Origin of the sequence: Streptomyces viridosporus (assembly GCF_002078235.1) — a bacterium.
GTDB classification, from domain to species: domain Bacteria; phylum Actinomycetota; class Actinomycetes; order Streptomycetales; family Streptomycetaceae; genus Streptomyces; species Streptomyces viridosporus.
On record NZ_MSGP01000003.1, the window covers coordinates 1 to 16,943 of the forward strand.

General features: G+C 71.7%; 17 protein-coding genes and 1 pseudogene. 4 read left to right on the forward strand and 14 right to left on the reverse strand.

The window, feature by feature from the left end:
* The 5 genes and pseudogenes from B7L92_RS00095 to B7L92_RS00115 all read right to left on the reverse strand — a co-directional run.
* Window positions 1-243 (reverse strand): annotated as a pseudogene (locus tag B7L92_RS00095) (SCO2521 family protein); the annotation flags it as partial.
* A gap of 1 nt (window position 244) precedes the next feature.
* Window positions 245-1,210, reverse strand: coding sequence for an SCO2522 family protein (locus tag B7L92_RS00100; protein WP_081235471.1), 966 nt, complete (start codon window positions 1,208-1,210; stop codon window positions 245-247).
* Window positions 1,207-2,124, reverse strand: coding sequence for an SCO2523 family variant P-loop protein (locus tag B7L92_RS00105; RefSeq protein WP_016826340.1), 918 nt, complete (start codon window positions 2,122-2,124; stop codon window positions 1,207-1,209). Before B7L92_RS00105 ends, B7L92_RS00100 begins: the two co-directional genes overlap by 4 nt.
* Before the next feature lie 3 nt (window positions 2,125-2,127).
* Window positions 2,128-3,972 (reverse strand): SCO2524 family protein, encoded by a 1,845-nt coding sequence (locus tag B7L92_RS00110; protein ID WP_081235472.1) that lies wholly within the window; start codon window positions 3,970-3,972, stop codon window positions 2,128-2,130.
* Window positions 3,973-4,027: 55 nt separating this feature from the next.
* Entirely contained in the window at window positions 4,028-4,783 is a 756-nt protein-coding gene (locus tag B7L92_RS00115) for an SCO2525 family SAM-dependent methyltransferase (RefSeq protein ID WP_081235473.1), read from the reverse strand.
* A 339-nt stretch (window positions 4,784-5,122) separates the two neighbouring features.
* On the opposite strand from B7L92_RS00115, the gene B7L92_RS00120 reads away from it, so the two are divergent.
* Complete coding sequence (locus tag B7L92_RS00120; RefSeq protein ID WP_081235474.1) at window positions 5,123-5,671, forward strand: GNAT family N-acetyltransferase; 549 nt, start codon at window positions 5,123-5,125, stop codon at window positions 5,669-5,671.
* 72 nt (window positions 5,672-5,743) lie between these two features.
* Here the strand turns inward: B7L92_RS00120 and B7L92_RS00125 are convergent, their stop codons facing one another.
* The gene (locus B7L92_RS00125; RefSeq protein WP_081235475.1) at window positions 5,744-6,445 is read right to left on the reverse strand and encodes a TerB family tellurite resistance protein; all 702 of its coding nucleotides are present in this window, start codon (window positions 6,443-6,445) and stop codon (window positions 5,744-5,746) included.
* Window positions 6,446-6,629: 184 nt separating this feature from the next.
* Window positions 6,630-8,351 carry a 2-isopropylmalate synthase gene (leuA, locus tag B7L92_RS00130; protein WP_081235476.1) on the reverse strand — a complete coding sequence of 574 codons (1,722 nt, stop codon included), beginning with the start codon at window positions 8,349-8,351 and terminating at the stop codon, window positions 6,630-6,632.
* Window positions 8,352-8,682: 331 nt separating this feature from the next.
* Here leuA and B7L92_RS00140 point away from each other — a divergent pair, with 331 nt between their 5' ends.
* The 3 genes from B7L92_RS00140 to B7L92_RS00150 all read left to right on the forward strand — a co-directional run bounded on the left by B7L92_RS00140 (window position 8,683) and on the right by B7L92_RS00150 (window position 11,456).
* Window positions 8,683-9,753, forward strand: coding sequence for a M4 family metallopeptidase (locus B7L92_RS00140; protein WP_081235483.1), 1,071 nt, complete (start codon window positions 8,683-8,685; stop codon window positions 9,751-9,753).
* A gap of 57 nt (window positions 9,754-9,810) precedes the next feature.
* Window positions 9,811-10,077, forward strand: a complete 267-nt coding sequence (locus B7L92_RS00145; RefSeq protein ID WP_081235477.1) for a protealysin inhibitor emfourin — start codon at window positions 9,811-9,813, stop codon at window positions 10,075-10,077.
* A 68-nt stretch (window positions 10,078-10,145) separates the two neighbouring features.
* On the forward strand, window positions 10,146-11,456 hold the full coding sequence (locus tag B7L92_RS00150) for a GH1 family beta-glucosidase (RefSeq protein ID WP_081235478.1): 1,311 nt from the start codon (window positions 10,146-10,148) through the stop codon (window positions 11,454-11,456).
* Between the two features lie 18 nt (window positions 11,457-11,474).
* Here the strand turns inward: B7L92_RS00150 and era are convergent, their stop codons facing one another.
* The 7 genes from era to B7L92_RS00185 all read right to left on the reverse strand — a co-directional run.
* Window positions 11,475-12,428, reverse strand: a complete 954-nt coding sequence (era, locus tag B7L92_RS00155) for a GTPase Era (protein WP_081235484.1) — start codon at window positions 12,426-12,428, stop codon at window positions 11,475-11,477.
* 111 nt (window positions 12,429-12,539) lie between these two features.
* Window positions 12,540-12,890: a cytidine deaminase-like protein gene (locus tag B7L92_RS00160; protein ID WP_081235479.1), complete on the reverse strand. Its 351-nt coding sequence runs from the start codon at window positions 12,888-12,890 to the stop codon at window positions 12,540-12,542.
* 35 nt (window positions 12,891-12,925) lie between these two features.
* Entirely contained in the window at window positions 12,926-13,285 is a 360-nt protein-coding gene (locus tag B7L92_RS00165; protein WP_081235480.1) for an MmcQ/YjbR family DNA-binding protein, read from the reverse strand.
* Complete coding sequence (locus B7L92_RS00170) at window positions 13,282-14,583, reverse strand: hemolysin family protein (RefSeq protein WP_081235481.1); 1,302 nt, start codon at window positions 14,581-14,583, stop codon at window positions 13,282-13,284. The genes B7L92_RS00165 and B7L92_RS00170 overlap by 4 nt, the downstream gene beginning before the upstream one ends.
* Window positions 14,580-15,077 (reverse strand): rRNA maturation RNase YbeY, encoded by a 498-nt coding sequence (gene ybeY / locus B7L92_RS00175; protein ID WP_004988315.1) that lies wholly within the window; start codon window positions 15,075-15,077, stop codon window positions 14,580-14,582. The genes B7L92_RS00170 and ybeY overlap by 4 nt, the downstream gene beginning before the upstream one ends.
* Before the next feature lie 12 nt (window positions 15,078-15,089).
* On the reverse strand, window positions 15,090-16,160 hold the full coding sequence (locus tag B7L92_RS00180; protein ID WP_081235482.1) for a PhoH family protein: 1,071 nt from the start codon (window positions 16,158-16,160) through the stop codon (window positions 15,090-15,092).
* A 150-nt stretch (window positions 16,161-16,310) separates the two neighbouring features.
* The coding region (locus B7L92_RS00185; RefSeq protein ID WP_255310680.1) for a carbohydrate kinase family protein at window positions 16,311-16,943 on the reverse strand (633 nt) is incomplete at its 5' end.

Here is a 16,943-nt window from a genome sequence, read left to right on the forward strand (position 1 = left end):
CGTGCCGACCGCGCGGACCCGGGAGCCGTTGGAGCTGGGCAGGGGGCAGTCGACGCCGGTGAGGGTGTCGGGCGAGCGCCCGTAGAGGTTGGGGCGCTCGGAGAGCAGGACCCGCTCGTCGGCGCGCAGTCCGAGGAGCTGGGCGGCGGACCGGCTGTCGAGGGCCTGTCGGGCGGGCAGCAGGCAGGTGCGGACCTCGCCGCAGGCGAGCACGGCACGCGGTGTGGTCTCCCCCGGCCGCATGTCACGACCCCGCGTAGAAGACGTAGGAGATGCGGTCGGCCACCGAGTCCGGGACGGCCACCGCCTCGCGGGCGGACCGCTCGGCGACCTGGCGCAGCGCCTCCGGGTCCACCTCGGTCTGGTCGAGGATCACCCGGACGGCGTGCTCGACGGGTAAGAACCGGTTGGGCAGCACCGAGCAGGTCCGGTAGGCGGCGAACGGGTCCGCCCGGGGGTTGAGCCGGATCAGCGGGGGCAGTTCGTTCCAGTCCTCCGGGAAGCCGGAGGCGGTGTGCGGGTGGGGCACCAGGACGGGATCGCCCTGGTTGCGCAGCAGCCCGAGGCGGGCGAGCTGCCACACCGCGGCGAGGAAGGGGCAGGACCAGGTGCGGTGTCCGTCGGGGGCGTCGCTCCAGAGTTCGACGTCCAGGAAGACCGAGTGGCGGCGGGCCGCGGTCTCCCGGGGCGGTTGCCAGGCGGTGGCCTTCTTCATCGCCTGCGGGGTGCGCGCGACGGGGCTGCGCTCGCCGTTGGCCAGCCAGCCGGTCTGGGCGGCCGGCGGGCGGAGGCCGTAGCTGCCGGGCGGCGGTTCCTCGACGATGCGGCCGGCCACCGCCTCCGCGACCGGTACCTTTCCGGCGTCCGCGCAGCCGGACTCGCGGGCCAGGTAGTCGACGGTCACTCCGGCCCGGTCGGCCTCCGCCAGCAGCAGCGGGACGAGTTCGGCGGGGCTGGAGAAGCGGGTGAAGTAGTCGTCGATCAGGAAGCAGGTGCTGATCCGGGGGCGTCTGCCGCCGGCCTGGGCCGTCGCGAAGGCGCGGGCCGCCTCCGCCCAGGGGCGGACCCGCTCGAAGTGGCGCCGCAGGTGCTCGGGGCCCGCCTCGAGGTCCTCCATGTAGAAGTGGCCCAGCTCCAGGGAGAGATGGGCCAGGGGCACCGCCTGGGTCCGTGGTTCGGCGGTGGTCTCGCGGAACACCGCGTCCGTCATGGCCGCCCCCAGTGGGAATCGTCGGTCAGGCGCCGGGCGATCTCCTCCAGCGCTTCCAGGGTCTCCTTGTTGGCGATCTGGGTGGCGAGCACGTCCTCCTCGGTGATCAGCTGTTCGCGCCACTGGAGGATCGGCTCCAGCGGCACGATGCCGAGCACCACGCTGTCGCCGATGCGGTGCTCGGAGGCGAGCCGGCGCAGCGCCTCGTCGCAGGCCTGCATCCAGGCGGCCTGGGCGGGCGATCCCTGGGCCCACAGCGGCGATTCGGGGTCGGGTACGGCGGCCCGGACGAAGCGGATGTTGCCCTGCAGCGCCTCCTCGTCGTGTCCGCGGTCGACGCCGCCCTTGATGATGCCGTTCTCCCGGTGGACGAGTCCGGAGGCGGCGATCACGTGCTGCCGGGTCCAGCGGTGGAAGACGAGCCAGCGGAAGGGGACGTAGCGCATCCGGGGGTGGGCGGTCGCCGCCAGGACCATGTCCACGGCGTAGCTGCGGCCGGCGCTCAGGTCCACCAGGATGAGGTCGAACTCGCCGTTGAGCCGCAGCAGCAGGTCGACGCACCGCTCCAGGGCGTCCTCGTCGGTGGCGAACTCGCCGCCGCCGGCGTCGCCGGGGAAGAGGACCAGGCGGCCGGACTGGTTGGGCCGGGCGCGCAGCAGGGGGTGCTCGGTCTGCCGCCAGACGTCGATCCTGGCCGGCTCGGCGACGTCGCCCTCGAGGTAGGAGTGCAGGCCCCGCTCCTCGGTGCCGCGCATCGCGCCGGGCACGTCGAAGACGGCGGCGGCGGTCGGCGAGCCGAAGTCGAAGTCGACGTACGCCACGTGATCACCGGTGAGGGCCCGCTGGTAGGCCAGGTTGGCGCTGGTCACCGAACGGCCCGTGCCTCCCTTGTCGGAGGCGGCGAAGACGAGCACGGCTCACACCTCCTGGGTGGCGGCGCCCCGGGCCTGGGCCAGGGTGTCGAGTTCCTGGAGCACGGGCAGGGCGAGCGCGAACGCGGTGGCGGGCCGCTCGTCGACCAGGCCGCGGGCGTGGTCCAGGCGGCTCTCGATGCTCCGCATGGCCCGCCCCCGGTTCCCGTCGGCGGGGACGGACGCCTCCATCTGCTCCTTGCCGAACAGGTGGGTGGCCTCGCTGAGCAGGTCCCGGGCCAGTTGGGCGAGTTCGGGGCTGCGGATGGGCTGCTGCTCGTACAGGTTGCGGGCGGCGACCAGGCACTCGGTGACGCGTTCGGTGATGCTCCAGGACAGGCGCCGGTTGAGGTCGCGCGCGTCCGGGTAGACGGCTCGCGCGTTGTCCCAGAGGCCGGCGCCCTCGCCCTCCTCCATCCGCCGGTCCCACAGGTGCTCGAACGTCTGCTCGGCGAGGCGCAGCAGGCGGTCCTGGGCGTCGATGTTCCGGGAGAGTGCCGCGAGCTGGACGGCCCGCTTGAGCAGTTGGGCCGAGAAGTCGGTCATCCGCCACTGCAGGAGCGTTCCGGAGCGTTCGGAGCCGGCGAGCGGCATGAGGACGCCCGGGTCGTGCAGGGCGACGGCGGGGTCGTCGCGTTTCATCCGGCTGGTGATCCGGCCGCGGTCGGCGAGGCGTTCCATGACGGCGACGGTGCGGGTGAGGTCGTCGTCGGTGGCCTTCCGGCGGATCAGGTCGTGGACGAGGATGGCCGCGACGGTCAGGGAGAAGTACTCCGACTCCAGCCGCAGACCGGTGGTCTGCCAGGGGAGGTCCTCCAGGGGCCAGCGCTCGCTGCCGAACCGGGCGATGGCCGACCAGTACTGCTGGCTGAGTTCCCAGCGCAGGCGCAGCGCCTCGGCGAGTTTCTGCTGGTCGGCGTCGAGCAGGCCCAGGGTGAGGGTGCGGTCGGAGAACAGGTCCTGGATGCCGTCCAGGGCGACCACGGTGAAGTACACGTAGGGCAGCCGGTCGGCGATGCCGTCGGGCTGGCCGGGGGCCTGGACGTCGAGGTCGGTGATCTTCGGCGCGTCCTTCACCACGCCCCAGGCCCAGCCGCACTCGAAGAGCTGGCTCTCGTCCCGGATGCTCTCGTCGACCTGGATGCCGCGGCTGAGGCTTTCGATGATGGTGGCGCGCAGCGGGCGGAACCGGCGGGAGAACTGCTGGAGCACCGCCCGGTCGGACTGCCTGTTCTGCCCGATGACCTGGATCAGCCGCCGGCCCTGTTCGGACTCGGCGTCGAAGACGTTGACGGTGAAGGAGCGCAGCAGGCTGATCATCGCGGCGGTCAGCCGTGTATTGGTGGCCTCCCTCAACTCACCGATCGCCTTGCGCACTTCGGGGCGGGTGGTGCTGCTCTCGTAGACCTTGAGGAACCCGAGGGTGGCCAGGCAGAGCGTGACCGACATGGAGTAGGAGTCGACCACACCCAGCTTGCCCTGCTCGTAGGTGAGCTCCTCGTGGGGATCGGCCGGTTTGAAGTACGGTCCGCCGGCGAAGGTGGGGCTGTCGTCCGGTCCCGTGTAGGTGCGCATGAACTGGGACAGCGCGGTGATCAGGTTGGGGGGGATCTCCAGTCGGCTGCCGACCCGTTCCAGCGCGCGCAGGACGTCCCGTTCGGTGGTGTCCGGCTGGTCGAGGCGGAACGCGGGCACCTCGGTGGCGGGGTACAGCAGGCAGAGCAGCCGCTCGGCGTCCGCGACGCTGCTCAGGCCGTCGGTGTCCCCCCAGACGAGTTTCCCGTCGTCGAACGAATGGCGGGCCGCGGCCTGCCAGATGTCCAGCAGGTGCTGGCGCGGCTTGATCTGCATCCCCGTACCCCTCGTACAGATCCGGTTGCCCTGTGTTCAAACATGGTCCCCGTTCCTACGGGGCGGCAACCTCCGAGTTCCGCCGCCCCAGCGCGAGGATCATCCCCTCGTGTCCCGGCCGCACCATGTGGTGCAGATCGTGGATCTCCAGCTCCTCGGCGAACTTCTCCAGGCCGTCCTGGACCTGGTCCGCGTTCACCCGGTAGGCCGGGTACCGGTGGTCGCCGACCTGGTATCCGAGCGACTCCTTCATGAACGCGGCGGCGAACGGGGCCCCGTCGTTCAGCACGTCCATGAAGCACCGCACGCCCCGCTGGAACTCGTCGGGGCACTCGGACATGGAGTCGGCGACGAAGAACATCGTCCCGATGTCCCAGCGCCGCTGCCCGTCGAGGTCGAGCAGGTTGGCCCGCTCCACGCGGACGATCTCACCGAACCGGTTCCTGGGTTCGACCTCGCGGTAGGCGGGGGCCTCGCGCAGCACCTCCCAGAAGGCGTCCCACACCACGTCGTAGCCCTGGGGGCCCGTCACCTGCCGCTCCAGGTACTCGACGTTCGGCACCGCGTACTCGAGCAGCAGGATCTTCTCGCACCAGGGGAGCATGGACAGGGCGGGATAGAGGTTCGCGCCGGCCCCGACGTCGACACCGCGCACCGCGTCCGGGACGCCCCGGGCGAAGCAGCGGCCGAAATGGTCCCGCAGCAGTCGCACGATCAGCAGGTCGACCTCGAGCGGGGTCCGGTAGTTGAGGTCGACGTACACCTCTGGATCGAACTTCGACCACGGTGCGTCGGCGTTGCGATCCATCATCACCCTGCCGTGTTCCCTCGAGTGTTCGGACAAGACCGTGTGCCCTGTCTGCGCGTCCTGGGGGACGACGGCAGGTGAAGCAGCATCTCCGGTTCTCGCACGGTAGGCCGGTGAGGCACGCGGAGACAGCCAGGAACACGCCAGTCCTCGGGGAACGGGCGCACGCCAGGCGCACGTCAGCATATCTCCGCACACCCGAACTCGCCCTTGCACGCGGTGAGTTGGGCGCTCACTCTAGCCAGAAGGAGTCACCGGCCGCCACCAGGGGACGCTCATTCCTCCGGGTGACGGGGCCGGCGTCCGTCCCGTTGACGTCCGTACGTCCCGACTGGGGGTTGCATGACCGCCGAACCGCTGGAGCACGCCCTGGACCGCCACGAGCACCTCACGGGGACGGCACCGTTCCCGGGCCCTCGGCGCCTGGTCCTACGGACGGCACGGGAATCCGACCTGCCCGAACTGCAGAGGCTCGACACGGAGGTCTTCCAGGAGGTCGCCTACCCGGCGTTCCTGCTGCGCCAGCTCTACGACGTGTACGGCGAGCACCTCCTGGTCCTCGACGACGGCGGGGGCCGTCTGCGCGGTTACGTCCTGGCCGCCACCACGGCGCTCAGCCGCGACAGCTGGATCCTCGGCCTGTGCGTGGCCGAGGACCGCCGCCGGCACGGACTGGGCCGGGAGCTGATGCTGGAGGTCCTGGCACGGCTGCGGCACTGCGGGACCGAACGGGTCCGGCTGACCGTGGAACCCGCCAACCGTGCCGCGATCCTGCTCTACCGCTCCCTGGGCTTCCGCCCCGAGCAGCCCGACGCGGGCCTGCGCCGGGACTACTTCGGCCCCGGCGAGGACCGCCAGGTCATGTGCCTCGCACTCCCCCGGCTCCCCTGAACCGCCGCGGCGGCGGGGCCTTCGCCGGGTGTGCGGTGCCGTCCGCTCCGGCCGCGGGCGGCCTCCCGTCCGTCAGGACGGCGTCCGTGCCGCCGCCAGCAGGCGGGAGACGTCGTCCGAGCAGATGGTGAGGGCCGCGCCCACGGTGGCCAGGGTGTCGCGCTCGGCGGGGGTGTAGGGGCCGTCGGCGAGGGCGATGCGGGCGCCCTGCAGGAGGATCGATTCGCGGCCGGGGGCGGCGAGGTGCGGGGCCAGCGGGTCCAGCGCCTCGTGCAGTTCGATGGCGAGGCCGGCCGCGCAGGGCCCCCCGGTGAACCGGCCGGTGTCCGCCTCCAGCGCCTCGACGAGGGCGGCCAGCTGCTCCTCCGTGCAGTCGTCGAAGCCGGCCGCGCGCACGGCGGCCACGGCCGTCTCCAGCGACGCGCGCGCGCCGGCGCCGCCCGCGGCCAGCACCGCGAGGGCGACGGTGTGCACGGCGTCGCGGAGCATCACGGAGAAGCGGGTGGTGGTGGGGTGGTCCAGGACGTCGGTGCCGAAGTGGTGGCGGCAGGCCGCGCACTCGACGACCGGCCCGGTCTCCCCGCGCGGCAGCACGGGCACGCCGAGCAGGGCGAAGCGGCGCTGCCCGGTCAGCCGCTGGTAGTTGCGGTCGCCGCCGCAGCCGGGGCAGAAGAACTCACCGTCGCCGACGGGCGTCCAGGTGGTCCGGGTGCCCAGGAGGCGCGACAGTCTGGCGGCAGCGGCACGGCCGTTGGGTCCCCGTCCTGGCAGCACGTCGCACCTCCGTAACGCCGCAGCACCATCGCCGCGCACGCGTGATGTTAGCCACATCCGTGAGGTGGAGTCAGCACTCGGGACGACACCTTTCCGTGACCTCCACAGCATTTGGCCGATATGCGACGGGGCTCCGCCCGCCGAGAAAGGCGGACGGAGCCCTCGGGGTCCGTGGAACGGCTGCTCAGCGCGAAGCGCGGTTGACGGCCGAGACGACCGCCTTCAGCGAGGCGCGGGTGGTGTTCGCGTCGATTCCGATGCCCCACAGGACCTTGTCGCCGATGGCGCACTCGATGTAGGAGGCGGCCTGCGCGGAGGCGCCCTCGCTCATCGTGTGCTCCTGGTAGTCCAGCAGGCGCACGTCGACGCCGATGCCCTGCAGCGCCTCGAAGAACGCCGAGATCGGACCGTTGCCGGTGCCGACCAGGGTGGTCTCCACACCGTCGACCGCGGCCTGGACGGTGAGGGTGTCGACGCCGTCGCGGTCGGTCGTGCTCTGCCCGTTGGCGACCTGGATGCGGCCCCAGGGGTTGTCCGGGTTGGGCAGGTACTCGTCCTGGAAGATCGCCCAGATGTCGGCCGGGGTGACCTCGCCGCCCTCGGCGTCCGTCTTCGCCTGGATGATCCTCGAGAACTCGATCTGCATCCGGCGCGGCAGGTCCAGCTTGTGGTCGTTCTTCAGGACGTAGGCGATGCCGCCCTTGCCGGACTGCGAGTTGACGCGGATGACGGCCTCGTAGGAGCGGCCGACGTCCTTGGGGTCGATGGGCAGGTACGGAACGGCCCACTCGATGTCGTCGACGGTGACGCCCCGGGCCTTCGCGTCGGCCTCCATGGCGTCGAAGCCCTTCTTGATGGCGTCCTGGTGGGAGCCGGAGAAGGACGTGTAGACCAGGTCGCCCACGTACGGGTGGCGCGGGTGGACCTCCATCTGGTTGCAGTACTCCCACGTACGACGGATCTCGTCGATGTCGGAGAAGTCGATCTGCGGGTCGACGCCCTGGGAGAACAGGTTCATGCCCAGGGTGACCAGGTCGACGTTGCCGGTGCGCTCGCCCTGCCCGAACAGGCAGCCCTCGACGCGGTCGGCGCCGGCCATCAGGGCCAGCTCGGCGGCGGCGACGGCCGTGCCGCGGTCGTTGTGCGGGTGGACCGACAGGCAGACGTACTCGCGACGGGAGAGGTTGCGGCCCATCCACTCGAAGCGGTCGGCGTGCGTGGACGGGGTGGAGCGCTCGACCGTGGCGGGCAGGTTCAGGATGATCTCGCGGCCCGGGCCGGGCTGGTAGACGTCCATCACCGCCTCGCAGACCTCCAGCGCGAAGTCCAGCTCGGTGTCGGTGAAGATCTCCGGGCTGTACTGGTAGCCGAACTCCGTCTCCGGGCCCAGCAGCTTCTCCGCGTACTCCATGACCAGACGGGTGCCGTCGACCGCGATCTGCTTGATGTCGTCCCTGGAGCCGCGGAAGACGACCCGGCGGAAGACCGGGGCGGTGGCGTTGTACAGGTGGACGGTGGCGCGCCGGGCGCCCTTCAGGGACTCGACCGTCCGCTCGATCAGGTCCTCGCGGGCCTGGGTCAGGACGGAGATCGTGACGTCGTCCGGGATGGCGTCCGGGTCCTCGATGATCGAGCGCACGAAGTCGAAGTCGGTCTGGCCGGAGGCCGGGAAGCCGACCTCGATCTCCTTGTAGCCCATCTTGACCAGCAGGTCGAACATCGCGCGCTTGCGGACGGGCGACATGGGGTCGATCAGCGCCTGGTTGCCGTCGCGCAGGTCGGTGGAGAGCCAGCGGGGGGCGGTGGTGATCCGGTTGTTCGGCCAGGTGCGGTCGGGGATGTCGACCTGCTCGTAGCGGCCGTACTTGTGGATCGGCATGGGGCTGGGCTGCTGGCGGTTCGCCATGGTGCGTGGGCTCCTCGATGGTCCGCGGTGTGTCCTCGACGGGACGGCCGACGGCGCAACGCCAGACTCCGCGGTGAGGGGGTCGGCCTCTACTGCAGACCCTCGCCGCGGCAGCTAAGAAGAAGCAGCCCGAAACGCATGATGCTCCGCAGCTTAACCGAGGCGTGCCGCGTGCGGCGGCCTGTATCAGTATGCGGGACCACGGGGAGGAACGGGACAAAAAGTGCCGTATACCACTGCGGGATGCGGCGGAAGGCGGATCGGCGGCGGATTTCATCCATCATGGTTGCGGGGGGTGACGTGGCGGTCACACGGTGCGATGGTGCGGGGCATGACCACCAACGGGGGCTTCGAGCCCGTTTTCTGCACCATCGTTCCGCCCCACGTCCTCGACCGGCTGGCGCAGGCCGAGGACCCCGTGCTCGCCGGGCCCGCGCGCCGGACCCTCCAGCGCGACGCCTACGAGCGCACCCAGCGGCGCCTGACCACGGTCGTCGGCGCCTCCGCCGCCGCCCCGCGCGCCGCGGCCGAGCCCGGCAAGCCGCACCGCACCGTGTACGACGCCCGGCACGGCACCGACCTGCCGGGGAGCAAGGTGCGCGGCGAGGGCGACGAGCCCGGCAGGGACGCCACGGTCAACCGCGCCTACGCCGGCCTCGGCGCCACCTTCGAGCTGTTCCTGAAGGCCTACGCGCGCGACTCGATCGACGGGGACGGGCTGCCGCTGGACGCGACCGTGCACTACGACCGCGACTACAACAACGCCTTCTGGAACGGCGAGCAGATGGTCTTCGGCGACGGGGACGGGGAGATCTTCCTCGACTTCACCCTCCCCGTCGACGTCATCGGCCACGAGCTCGCCCACGGCGTCACGCAGTACACGGCCAACCTGACCTACTTCGGCCAGCCCGGGGCGCTCAACGAGTCCGTGTCGGACGTCTTCGGCTCCCTCGTCAAGCAGTACACGCTCGGCCAGACCGCCGAGGAGGCCGACTGGCTGATCGGCGCGGACCTGCTCGCCCCGCGCGTCACGGGCAAGGCGCTGCGCTCGATGAAGGAGCCGGGCACGGCGTACGACGACGACGTCCTCGGCAAGGACCCGCAGCCCGCGACTATGGACGACTACGTCCGCACCGGCCGCGACAACGGCGGCGTCCACATCAACTCCGGCATCCCCAACCACGCCTTCTACCTGGCGGCCACCGCCCTCGGCGGGCACGCGTGGGAGCGGGCGGGGCAGGTCTGGTACGACGTCCTCACGGGCGGCGAGCTCGAGCAGGACGCGATGTTCGCGGACTTCGCCGCGCTGACGGTGGAGGCGGCCCGCGCGCGGTACAGGGAGGGCGAGGAGCTGCGGGCGGTGGCGAAGGCCTGGGAGCGCGTCGGGGTGCAGACGCCGTAGTCCGGAGGGCGGGCGAGAGGTAGGCGCCGCGTCCGTTCTCGTACTAGACAGGAACCCATGCGTATTCAGGTGTGGCGCACGGGCGGGTTCGCGGGGATCGAGCGGCGGGCCGAGGTGGACACCTCGGGCCGGGCCGACGCCCACGAGTGGCACGCCCTGGCCGAGCGGGCCCTGACCACCGGCCGGAGCACCCCGTCGGCCGGGGTGCCGGACGGGTTCAGCTACCGGATCACCGTGGACGGGAGGTCCGTGTACTGCGCGGACCCCCGGCTGACGGAGGAGCAGCGCGCGCTGATCCGGAGGGTGCTGGAGGAAGGGGCCTGACGGCCGTCAACGGCCCTCTTCCGCAGGGGCGTTGACTTCGCCTGCCGCCGGTGCGGATGATCCGGCGCATGGCGACGACGAACCCGATCCCCCGTTTCCCGGCCGGTTTCCTGTGGGGCGTGTCGACCTCGGCGCACCAGATCGAGGGGGCGGCCGACGCGCGGGAGCCGTCCGTGTGGGACGCGTTCACGGCCGAGCCGGGGCGGGTGCGGGACGGCTCGACGGCGGCGGTGGCCTGCGACCACGTCCACCGCCACCGCGAGGACGTGGCGCTCCTGGCCGGCCTGGGCGTGGACGCGTACCGCTTCTCGGTCTCCTGGCCGAGGGTGCGGACACCGGGCGGTCTGGACTTCTACGACCGCCTGGTCGACGACCTGTGCGCGGCCGGGGTGCGGCCGGTGCCGACGCTGTTCCACTGGGACCTGCCGGCCGGCCTGGACTGGCTGGAGAGGAGCACGGCGGAGCGGTTCGCGGAGTACGCGGGCGAGGTCGCCGGCCGGCTGGGCGACCGCGTGGCGAAGTGGATCACGCTCAACGAGCCCGCCGAGCACACGTTGCTCGGCCACGCGCTGGGCGTGCACGCGCCCGGCCGGGAGCTCCTCTTCGACGCGCTGCCGGTGGCGCACCACCAGCTCCTCGCCCACGGGCTGGCGGTACGCGCCCTGCGGGCGTCCGGGGCGGGGGACATCGGCATCGCGAACAGCCACGGCCCGACCTGGCCGGCCTCGCCGGACCGGGCGGACGTGGAGGCGGCCGGCTTCTACGACCTCCTGCTGAACCGCCTCTTCGCCGACCCCCTGCTGCTCGGCCGCTACCCGGAGGGCATCGACGAGCTGCTGCCGGGGGACGCCGGGGCGGACCTGGAGGTCATCGCCGAGCCGCTGGACTGGTACGGGGTCAACTACTACGCGCCGACGCGCGTGGGCGCCCCGCGGGGTACGGAGACCGACTTCGGCGGGGTGCGGATGCCGGCCGGACTGCCCTTCTCGGTGCGGGAGATCGAGGGGTACCCGGTGACGGACTTCGGCTGGCCGGTGGTCCCCGGGGCGCTGACGGAACTCCTCACGGACTTCCGCGCCCGCTACGGCGACCGCCTCCCCCCGGTCGTCATCACCGAGAACGGCTGCTCCTACGAGGGCCTGGACGACCAGGACCGCATCGCCTACCTCGACGGCCACGTCCGCGCCCTGCACCGGGCGCTGGAGGCGGGTGTGGACGTGCGCGGCTACTTCGTGTGGTCCCTGCTGGACAACTTCGAGTGGGCCGAAGGCTACACCCGCCGCTTCGGCCTGGTCCACGTGGACTTCGAGACGCTGCGGCGGACCCCGAAGGCGTCGTACGGCTGGTTCCGGGAGGTGCTGCGGGCGCAGCGCGGCTGAGCGGCCGGGCCCGCGGGCTCAGAAGCCCAGTCGGCGCAGCTGCTTGGGGTCGCGCTGCCAGTCCTTGGCGACCTTCACGTGGAGGTCGAGGAACACCGGTGTGCCGAGCAGGGCCTCGATCTGCTTGCGGGACTTGACGCCGACCTCCTTCAGGCGCTTGCCCTTGGGGCCGATGACGATGCCCTTCTGGCTGGGGCGCTCGATGAACAGGTTGGCGTGGATGTCGAGGAGGGGCTTGTCGGCCGGGCGGTCCTCGCGCGGGAGCATCTCCTCGACGACCACGGCGATGGAGTGCGGGAGTTCGTCGCGGACGCCCTCCAGGGCCGCCTCGCGGATCAGCTCCGCGACCATGACCTGCTCGGGCTCGTCGGTGAGGTCGCCCTCGGGGTAGAGGGCCGGGCCCTCGGGCATCAGCGGGATCAGCAGGTCCGCCAGCAGGTCCACCTGCTTGTTCGCGGTCGCCGACACCGGGACGATCTCCGCCCAGGTGATGCCCAGTTCCTTGCCGAGCTGGTCCACCGCGATCAGCTGCTCGGCCAGCGCCTTGCTGTCCACCAGGTCGGTCTTGGTGACGATCGCGACCTTCGGGGTCTTCCTGATCCCGGCCAGCTCCTTGGCGATGAAGCGGTCGCCGGGGCCGATCTTCTGGTCCGCGGGGAGGCAGAAGCCGATCACGTCGACCTCCGCCCACGTGGTGCGGACCACGTCGTTCAGCCGTTCGCCGAGCAGGGTGCGCGGCTTGTGCAGCCCGGGGGTGTCCACCAGGATCAGCTGCGCGTCCGGGCGGTGGACGATCCCGCGCACGGTGTGCCGGGTGGTCTGCGGCCGGTTGGAGGTGATCGCCACCTTCTGCCCGACCAGAGCGTTCGTGAGGGTGGACTTGCCCGCGTTGGGACGGCCCACGAAGCAGGCGAAACCGGCCCGGTGGACGGCTTCGGCCGGCTGCTCGGATGACTGGGTACGAACGCTCATGGCGACCATTCTCCCTGATGCCGGGAGCCCCGCCGTACCACCGCCCGCGCGGACCGCGCGGAGCCGGGTTCCGGGAGGCACCGGGCCGGCCGCCCCGTGGAGCCCTTCCCGTCAGCCCGCGGCGACCGTTTCCCGGACCGTCCCGTCGGGGCCGGCCAGCAGCACCGGGGTGCCGGGACCGCCGAGGTCCCGTACGGCCGCGCGGTCCTCGGCCGACGCCGACTCCGCCTCCGTCACCACCGCCGCCGCCTCCAGCGACTTCGCCCCCGACGCCACCGCCATCGCCACCGCCGTCTGCAGGGCGCTCAGCTTCAGGGAGTCCAGGGCCACGGTCCCCGCCGCGTACGTCCGCCCGTTCTCGTCGCGCACGGCGGCCCCCTCGGGCACACCGTTGCGGGCCCGGACGGAGCGGGCCAGGGTGACGATCTTGCGGTCTTCGGGGTCAAGCGTGCTGTCGGTCATGCCCCGAGCATACGAAGCCGCGGCGCGGCCTCTCCTCAGGGCCGGTCGAGGCGGAGGCGCTCGGCGCGCGGCAGACCGGCCACGACCAGGTCGTAGGAGTCCTCGACCAGCTCCCGGACCAGGCGGTCCGGGAGTCCGCCGTCCACCGTCACCGTGTTCCAGTGCCGCTTGTTCATGTGCCAGCCGGGGACGATCAGGTCCGGGTGGTCGGCGCGGAGCCTGAGCGCGTCCTCGGGGTCGCACTTGAGGTTGACCTTCAGGGGCCGCGCGTCCAGGTCCGTCAGCGCGAAGAGCCGGCCCCCGACCCTGAAGACCGAGGTCCGGGGGTCGAAGGGGAAGTCCTCCGCCGCCGCGTCGAAGGAGAGGCAGAGGGCGCGCAGCTCCTGCGGTGTCACTCCGGCTCCCCCTCCCCGTCCCCGGGCGGCTCCGCCGGCTCCACCAGCACGGTGACGATCTTGTTCCGGCGTCCGGCCGCGGCCTCCGCCGTCAGGCGCAGGACACGGGCGTCCGGGAGTTCGACCACGGACGACGCGCCGGCGATCGGCACCCGGCCGAGCCGCTTGGCGAGCAGTCCGCCGACGGTCTCCACGTCCTCGTCGTCGAACGCCTCCAGGTCGTACAGCTCGCCGAGGTCGCCGAGGTCGAGGCGGGCGGTGACCCGGTAGCGGCCCTCGCCGAGGTCCTCCACCGGCGGCACCTCGCGGTCGTACTCGTCGGTGATCTCGCCGACGATCTCCTCGAGGATGTCCTCGATGGTGACGATGCCCGCGGTGCCGCCGTACTCGTCGACGGCGACGGCGACGTGGTTGCGCTCCTTCTGCATCTCGCGCAGCAGGTCGTCGGCGTTCTTGGTGTCCGGTACGAAGACCGCGGGCCGCATCGCCGTCGACACCAGGTCGTTCTCCGCGTCCCGGCTGATGTGCGTCCTGCGGACCAGGTCCTTCAGGTAGACGATCCCGACGATGTCGTCCTCGCTCTCGCCGGTCACCGGGATCCGGGAGAAACCGGAGCGCAGGGCGAGGGTGAGGGCCTGACGGATCGTCTTGTAGCGCTCGATCACCACCAGGTCGGTGCGCGGGACCATCACCTCCCGGACGAGGGTGTCGCCCAGCTCGAAGACCGAGTGCACCATGCGGCGCTCCTCGTCCTCGATCAGCGACTCCTTCTCCGCGAGGTCGACCAGCGCCCGCAGCTCCGCCTCGGAGGCGAAGGGGCCGTGCCGGAAGCCCTTGCCGGGGGTGAGCGCGTTGCCGATGAGGATCAGCAGGGACGGGATCGGCCCCATGATCCGCGCGAGCGGCACCAGCACGTACGCCGCCGCCGTCGCCGTGTTCATCGGGTGCTGGCGGCCGATGGTGCGCGGCGAGACGCCGACGGCGACGTAGGAGACGAGCACCATGACCGCGATGGCGACCAGCAGCGCCTCGACGGTCCCGTCGAACTCCTGCAGGCAGGCGTAGGTGACCAGCGCGGCGGCGGCCATCTCGCAGGCGACGCGGACCAGCAGCGCCACGTTGAGGTAGCGGGTGGGGTCGACGGCGATCTGGGCGAGCCGGGCGCTGCCCCGGCGCCCGGACCGCACGGCTTCCTCTGCGCGGAAACTGGAGATGCGGGCGATGCCCGTCTCCGCGCAGGCGAACAGCCAGGCGGCGACGACCAGGGCGACCGCGCCGAGGAGGAGTTGCGGGCTCATGAGACGGTCGGGGCCGGGGACGGGCCGGTCAGGCCCTTCTCCGCGCGCCAGCCGTCCACGATGGCGGCCTGCAGGCCGAACATCTCGGCCTTCTCGTCCGGTTCCTCGTGGTCGTAGCCCAGCAGGTGCAGCACACCGTGGACGGTGAGCAGCTGGAGCTCCTCGTCCATGGTGTGCTGCGTCGGTGCCTCCTTGCCCTGCCTGGCCGCGACCTCGGGGCAGAGCACGATGTCGCCGAGCAGCCCCTGCGGCGGTTCGTCGTCGTCCTTGGACGGCGGTCGCAGCTCGTCCATCGGGAACGACATGACGTCCGTCGGCCCGGGCAGGTCCATCCACTGGATGTGCAGTTGCTCCATGGCGTCGGCGTCCACGACGATCACCGAGAGCTCGGAGAGCGGGTGGATGCGCATCCGTGCGAGCGCGTAGCGGGCGATGTCGAGGATCGCCCGCTCGTCGACCTCGGTTCCGGACTCGTTGTTGACGTCGATCGACATCTGGTGCTCGGTCTACTTCCCCTTGTGCCCGGCCTTGCCCCGGCCGCCCTTGTGGGTGCCGTTCTGGGTGCCGTGCTTGCTGTCGTACTGCTCGTACGCATCGACGATACGGCCCACCAGCTTGTGCCGGACGACGTCGTGGGAGGACAGCCGGGAGAAGTGGACGTCCTCGACTCCCTCGAGGATGTCCTGCACCTGCCGCAGGCCGCTCCTGGTGCCCTCGGGGAGGTCGACCTGGGTCACGTCACCGGTGATGACGATCTTCGAGTCGAAGCCGAGGCGGGTGAGGAACATCTTCATCTGCTCGGGGCTGGTGTTCTGGGCCTCGTCGAGGATGATGAAGGCGTCGTTCAGCGTGCGTCCGCGCATGTACGCGAGCGGGGCGACCTCGATCGTGCCCGCCGCCATCAGGCGGGGGATGGAGTCGGGGTCGAGCATGTCGTGCAGCGCGTCGTAGAGCGGGCGCAGGTACGGGTCGATCTTCTCGTAGAGCGTGCCGGGCAGGAAGCCGAGCCGCTCCCCGGCCTCGACCGCGGGGCGGGTCAGGATGATGCGGTTGACCTGCTTGGACTGCAGGGCCTGCACCGCCTTGGCCATGGCGAGGTACGTCTTGCCGGTGCCCGCCGGGCCGATGCCGAAGACGATGGTGTGCTTGTCGATCGCGTCCACGTAGCGCTTCTGGTTGAGCGTCTTGGGGCGGATCGTGCGGCCGCGCGAGGACAGGATGTTCTGCGTGAGCACCTGGGCCGGGGTCTCCTGGCCGTCGCTCTCCCCGTTCTCGCTCGCCTTGAGCATGGCGATCGAGCGTTCCACTGCGTCCTCCGTCATCGGCTGCCCGGTGCGGAGCACCAGCATCATCTCGTCGAACACGCGCGAAACGAGGGCGACCTCCGTGGCGTCACCCACCGCGCTGATCTCATTGCCCCGGACGTGGATGTCGGCCCCCGGGAAGGCCTTCTCGATCACGCGCAGGAGGGAGTCGCCGGAACCCAGCACGGTCACCATGGGGTGCTGGGCGGGGACGGTGAACTGCACTCTCGCCTGCCCCTGCGCGGGGGTGTGAGCTGTGGGTGTCTGAGTCATGGGCCGGCGCTGAAGGCCTGCGATTCCTCCTCTTCACGGCCGCGCTGCTGAGGGCGGCCTCGCGATTCCCAGGGTACGACGCGGGGGTGAGAAGGTCGTAGGACTTTTCCCCGGCCGCCTCCCGGGCGGCCGGGGCGGGGCGGGCCCCTCTCAGACCGACCGGCGGAAGCCGATCGTCGGGACCGCCCGCCGCAGCGGCCAGGGCCGCACCAGCTCGTCCGGGACCAGGTCCGCCAGGAACGCGTACCGCTGCAGGGCCGCCCGGTCCTGGCCCTCGACCGACTGCACCCTGCGCCACCACGCCGCCACCTCGGCCCACCCCGGAGCCGACAGCGAGCCGCCGAACTCCTGGACGGAGAGCGCGGCGGTGAGGCCGGCGAAGGCGAGGCGGTCGGCCAGCGGCCAGCCGGCCAGGCTCCCGGCGACGAACCCGGCGACGAACACGTCCCCGGCGCCGGTCGGGTCGAGCGCCTCGACGGCGATGGCCGGGACCTCGGCGGCCTCACCGGTGCGCCGGTCCACCGCGTACGCGCCCTCCGCGCCGAGGGTGACGACCGCGACCGGAACGTGCTCGGTGAGGGCGTGCGCGGCGGCGCGGGGGCAGTCGGTGCCGGTGTAGCGCATGGCCTCCTCGGCGTTCGGCAGGAACGCCTCGCAGTGGCGCAGGTCGGGCAGCGCGGCCAGGTCCCAGGCGCCGGTGTCGTCCCAGCCGACGTCGCCGAAGACCCGGGTGCCCCCGCGCGCGGCCTCGGCGATCCAGGGCGCGCGCGGGGGCACCCGGGT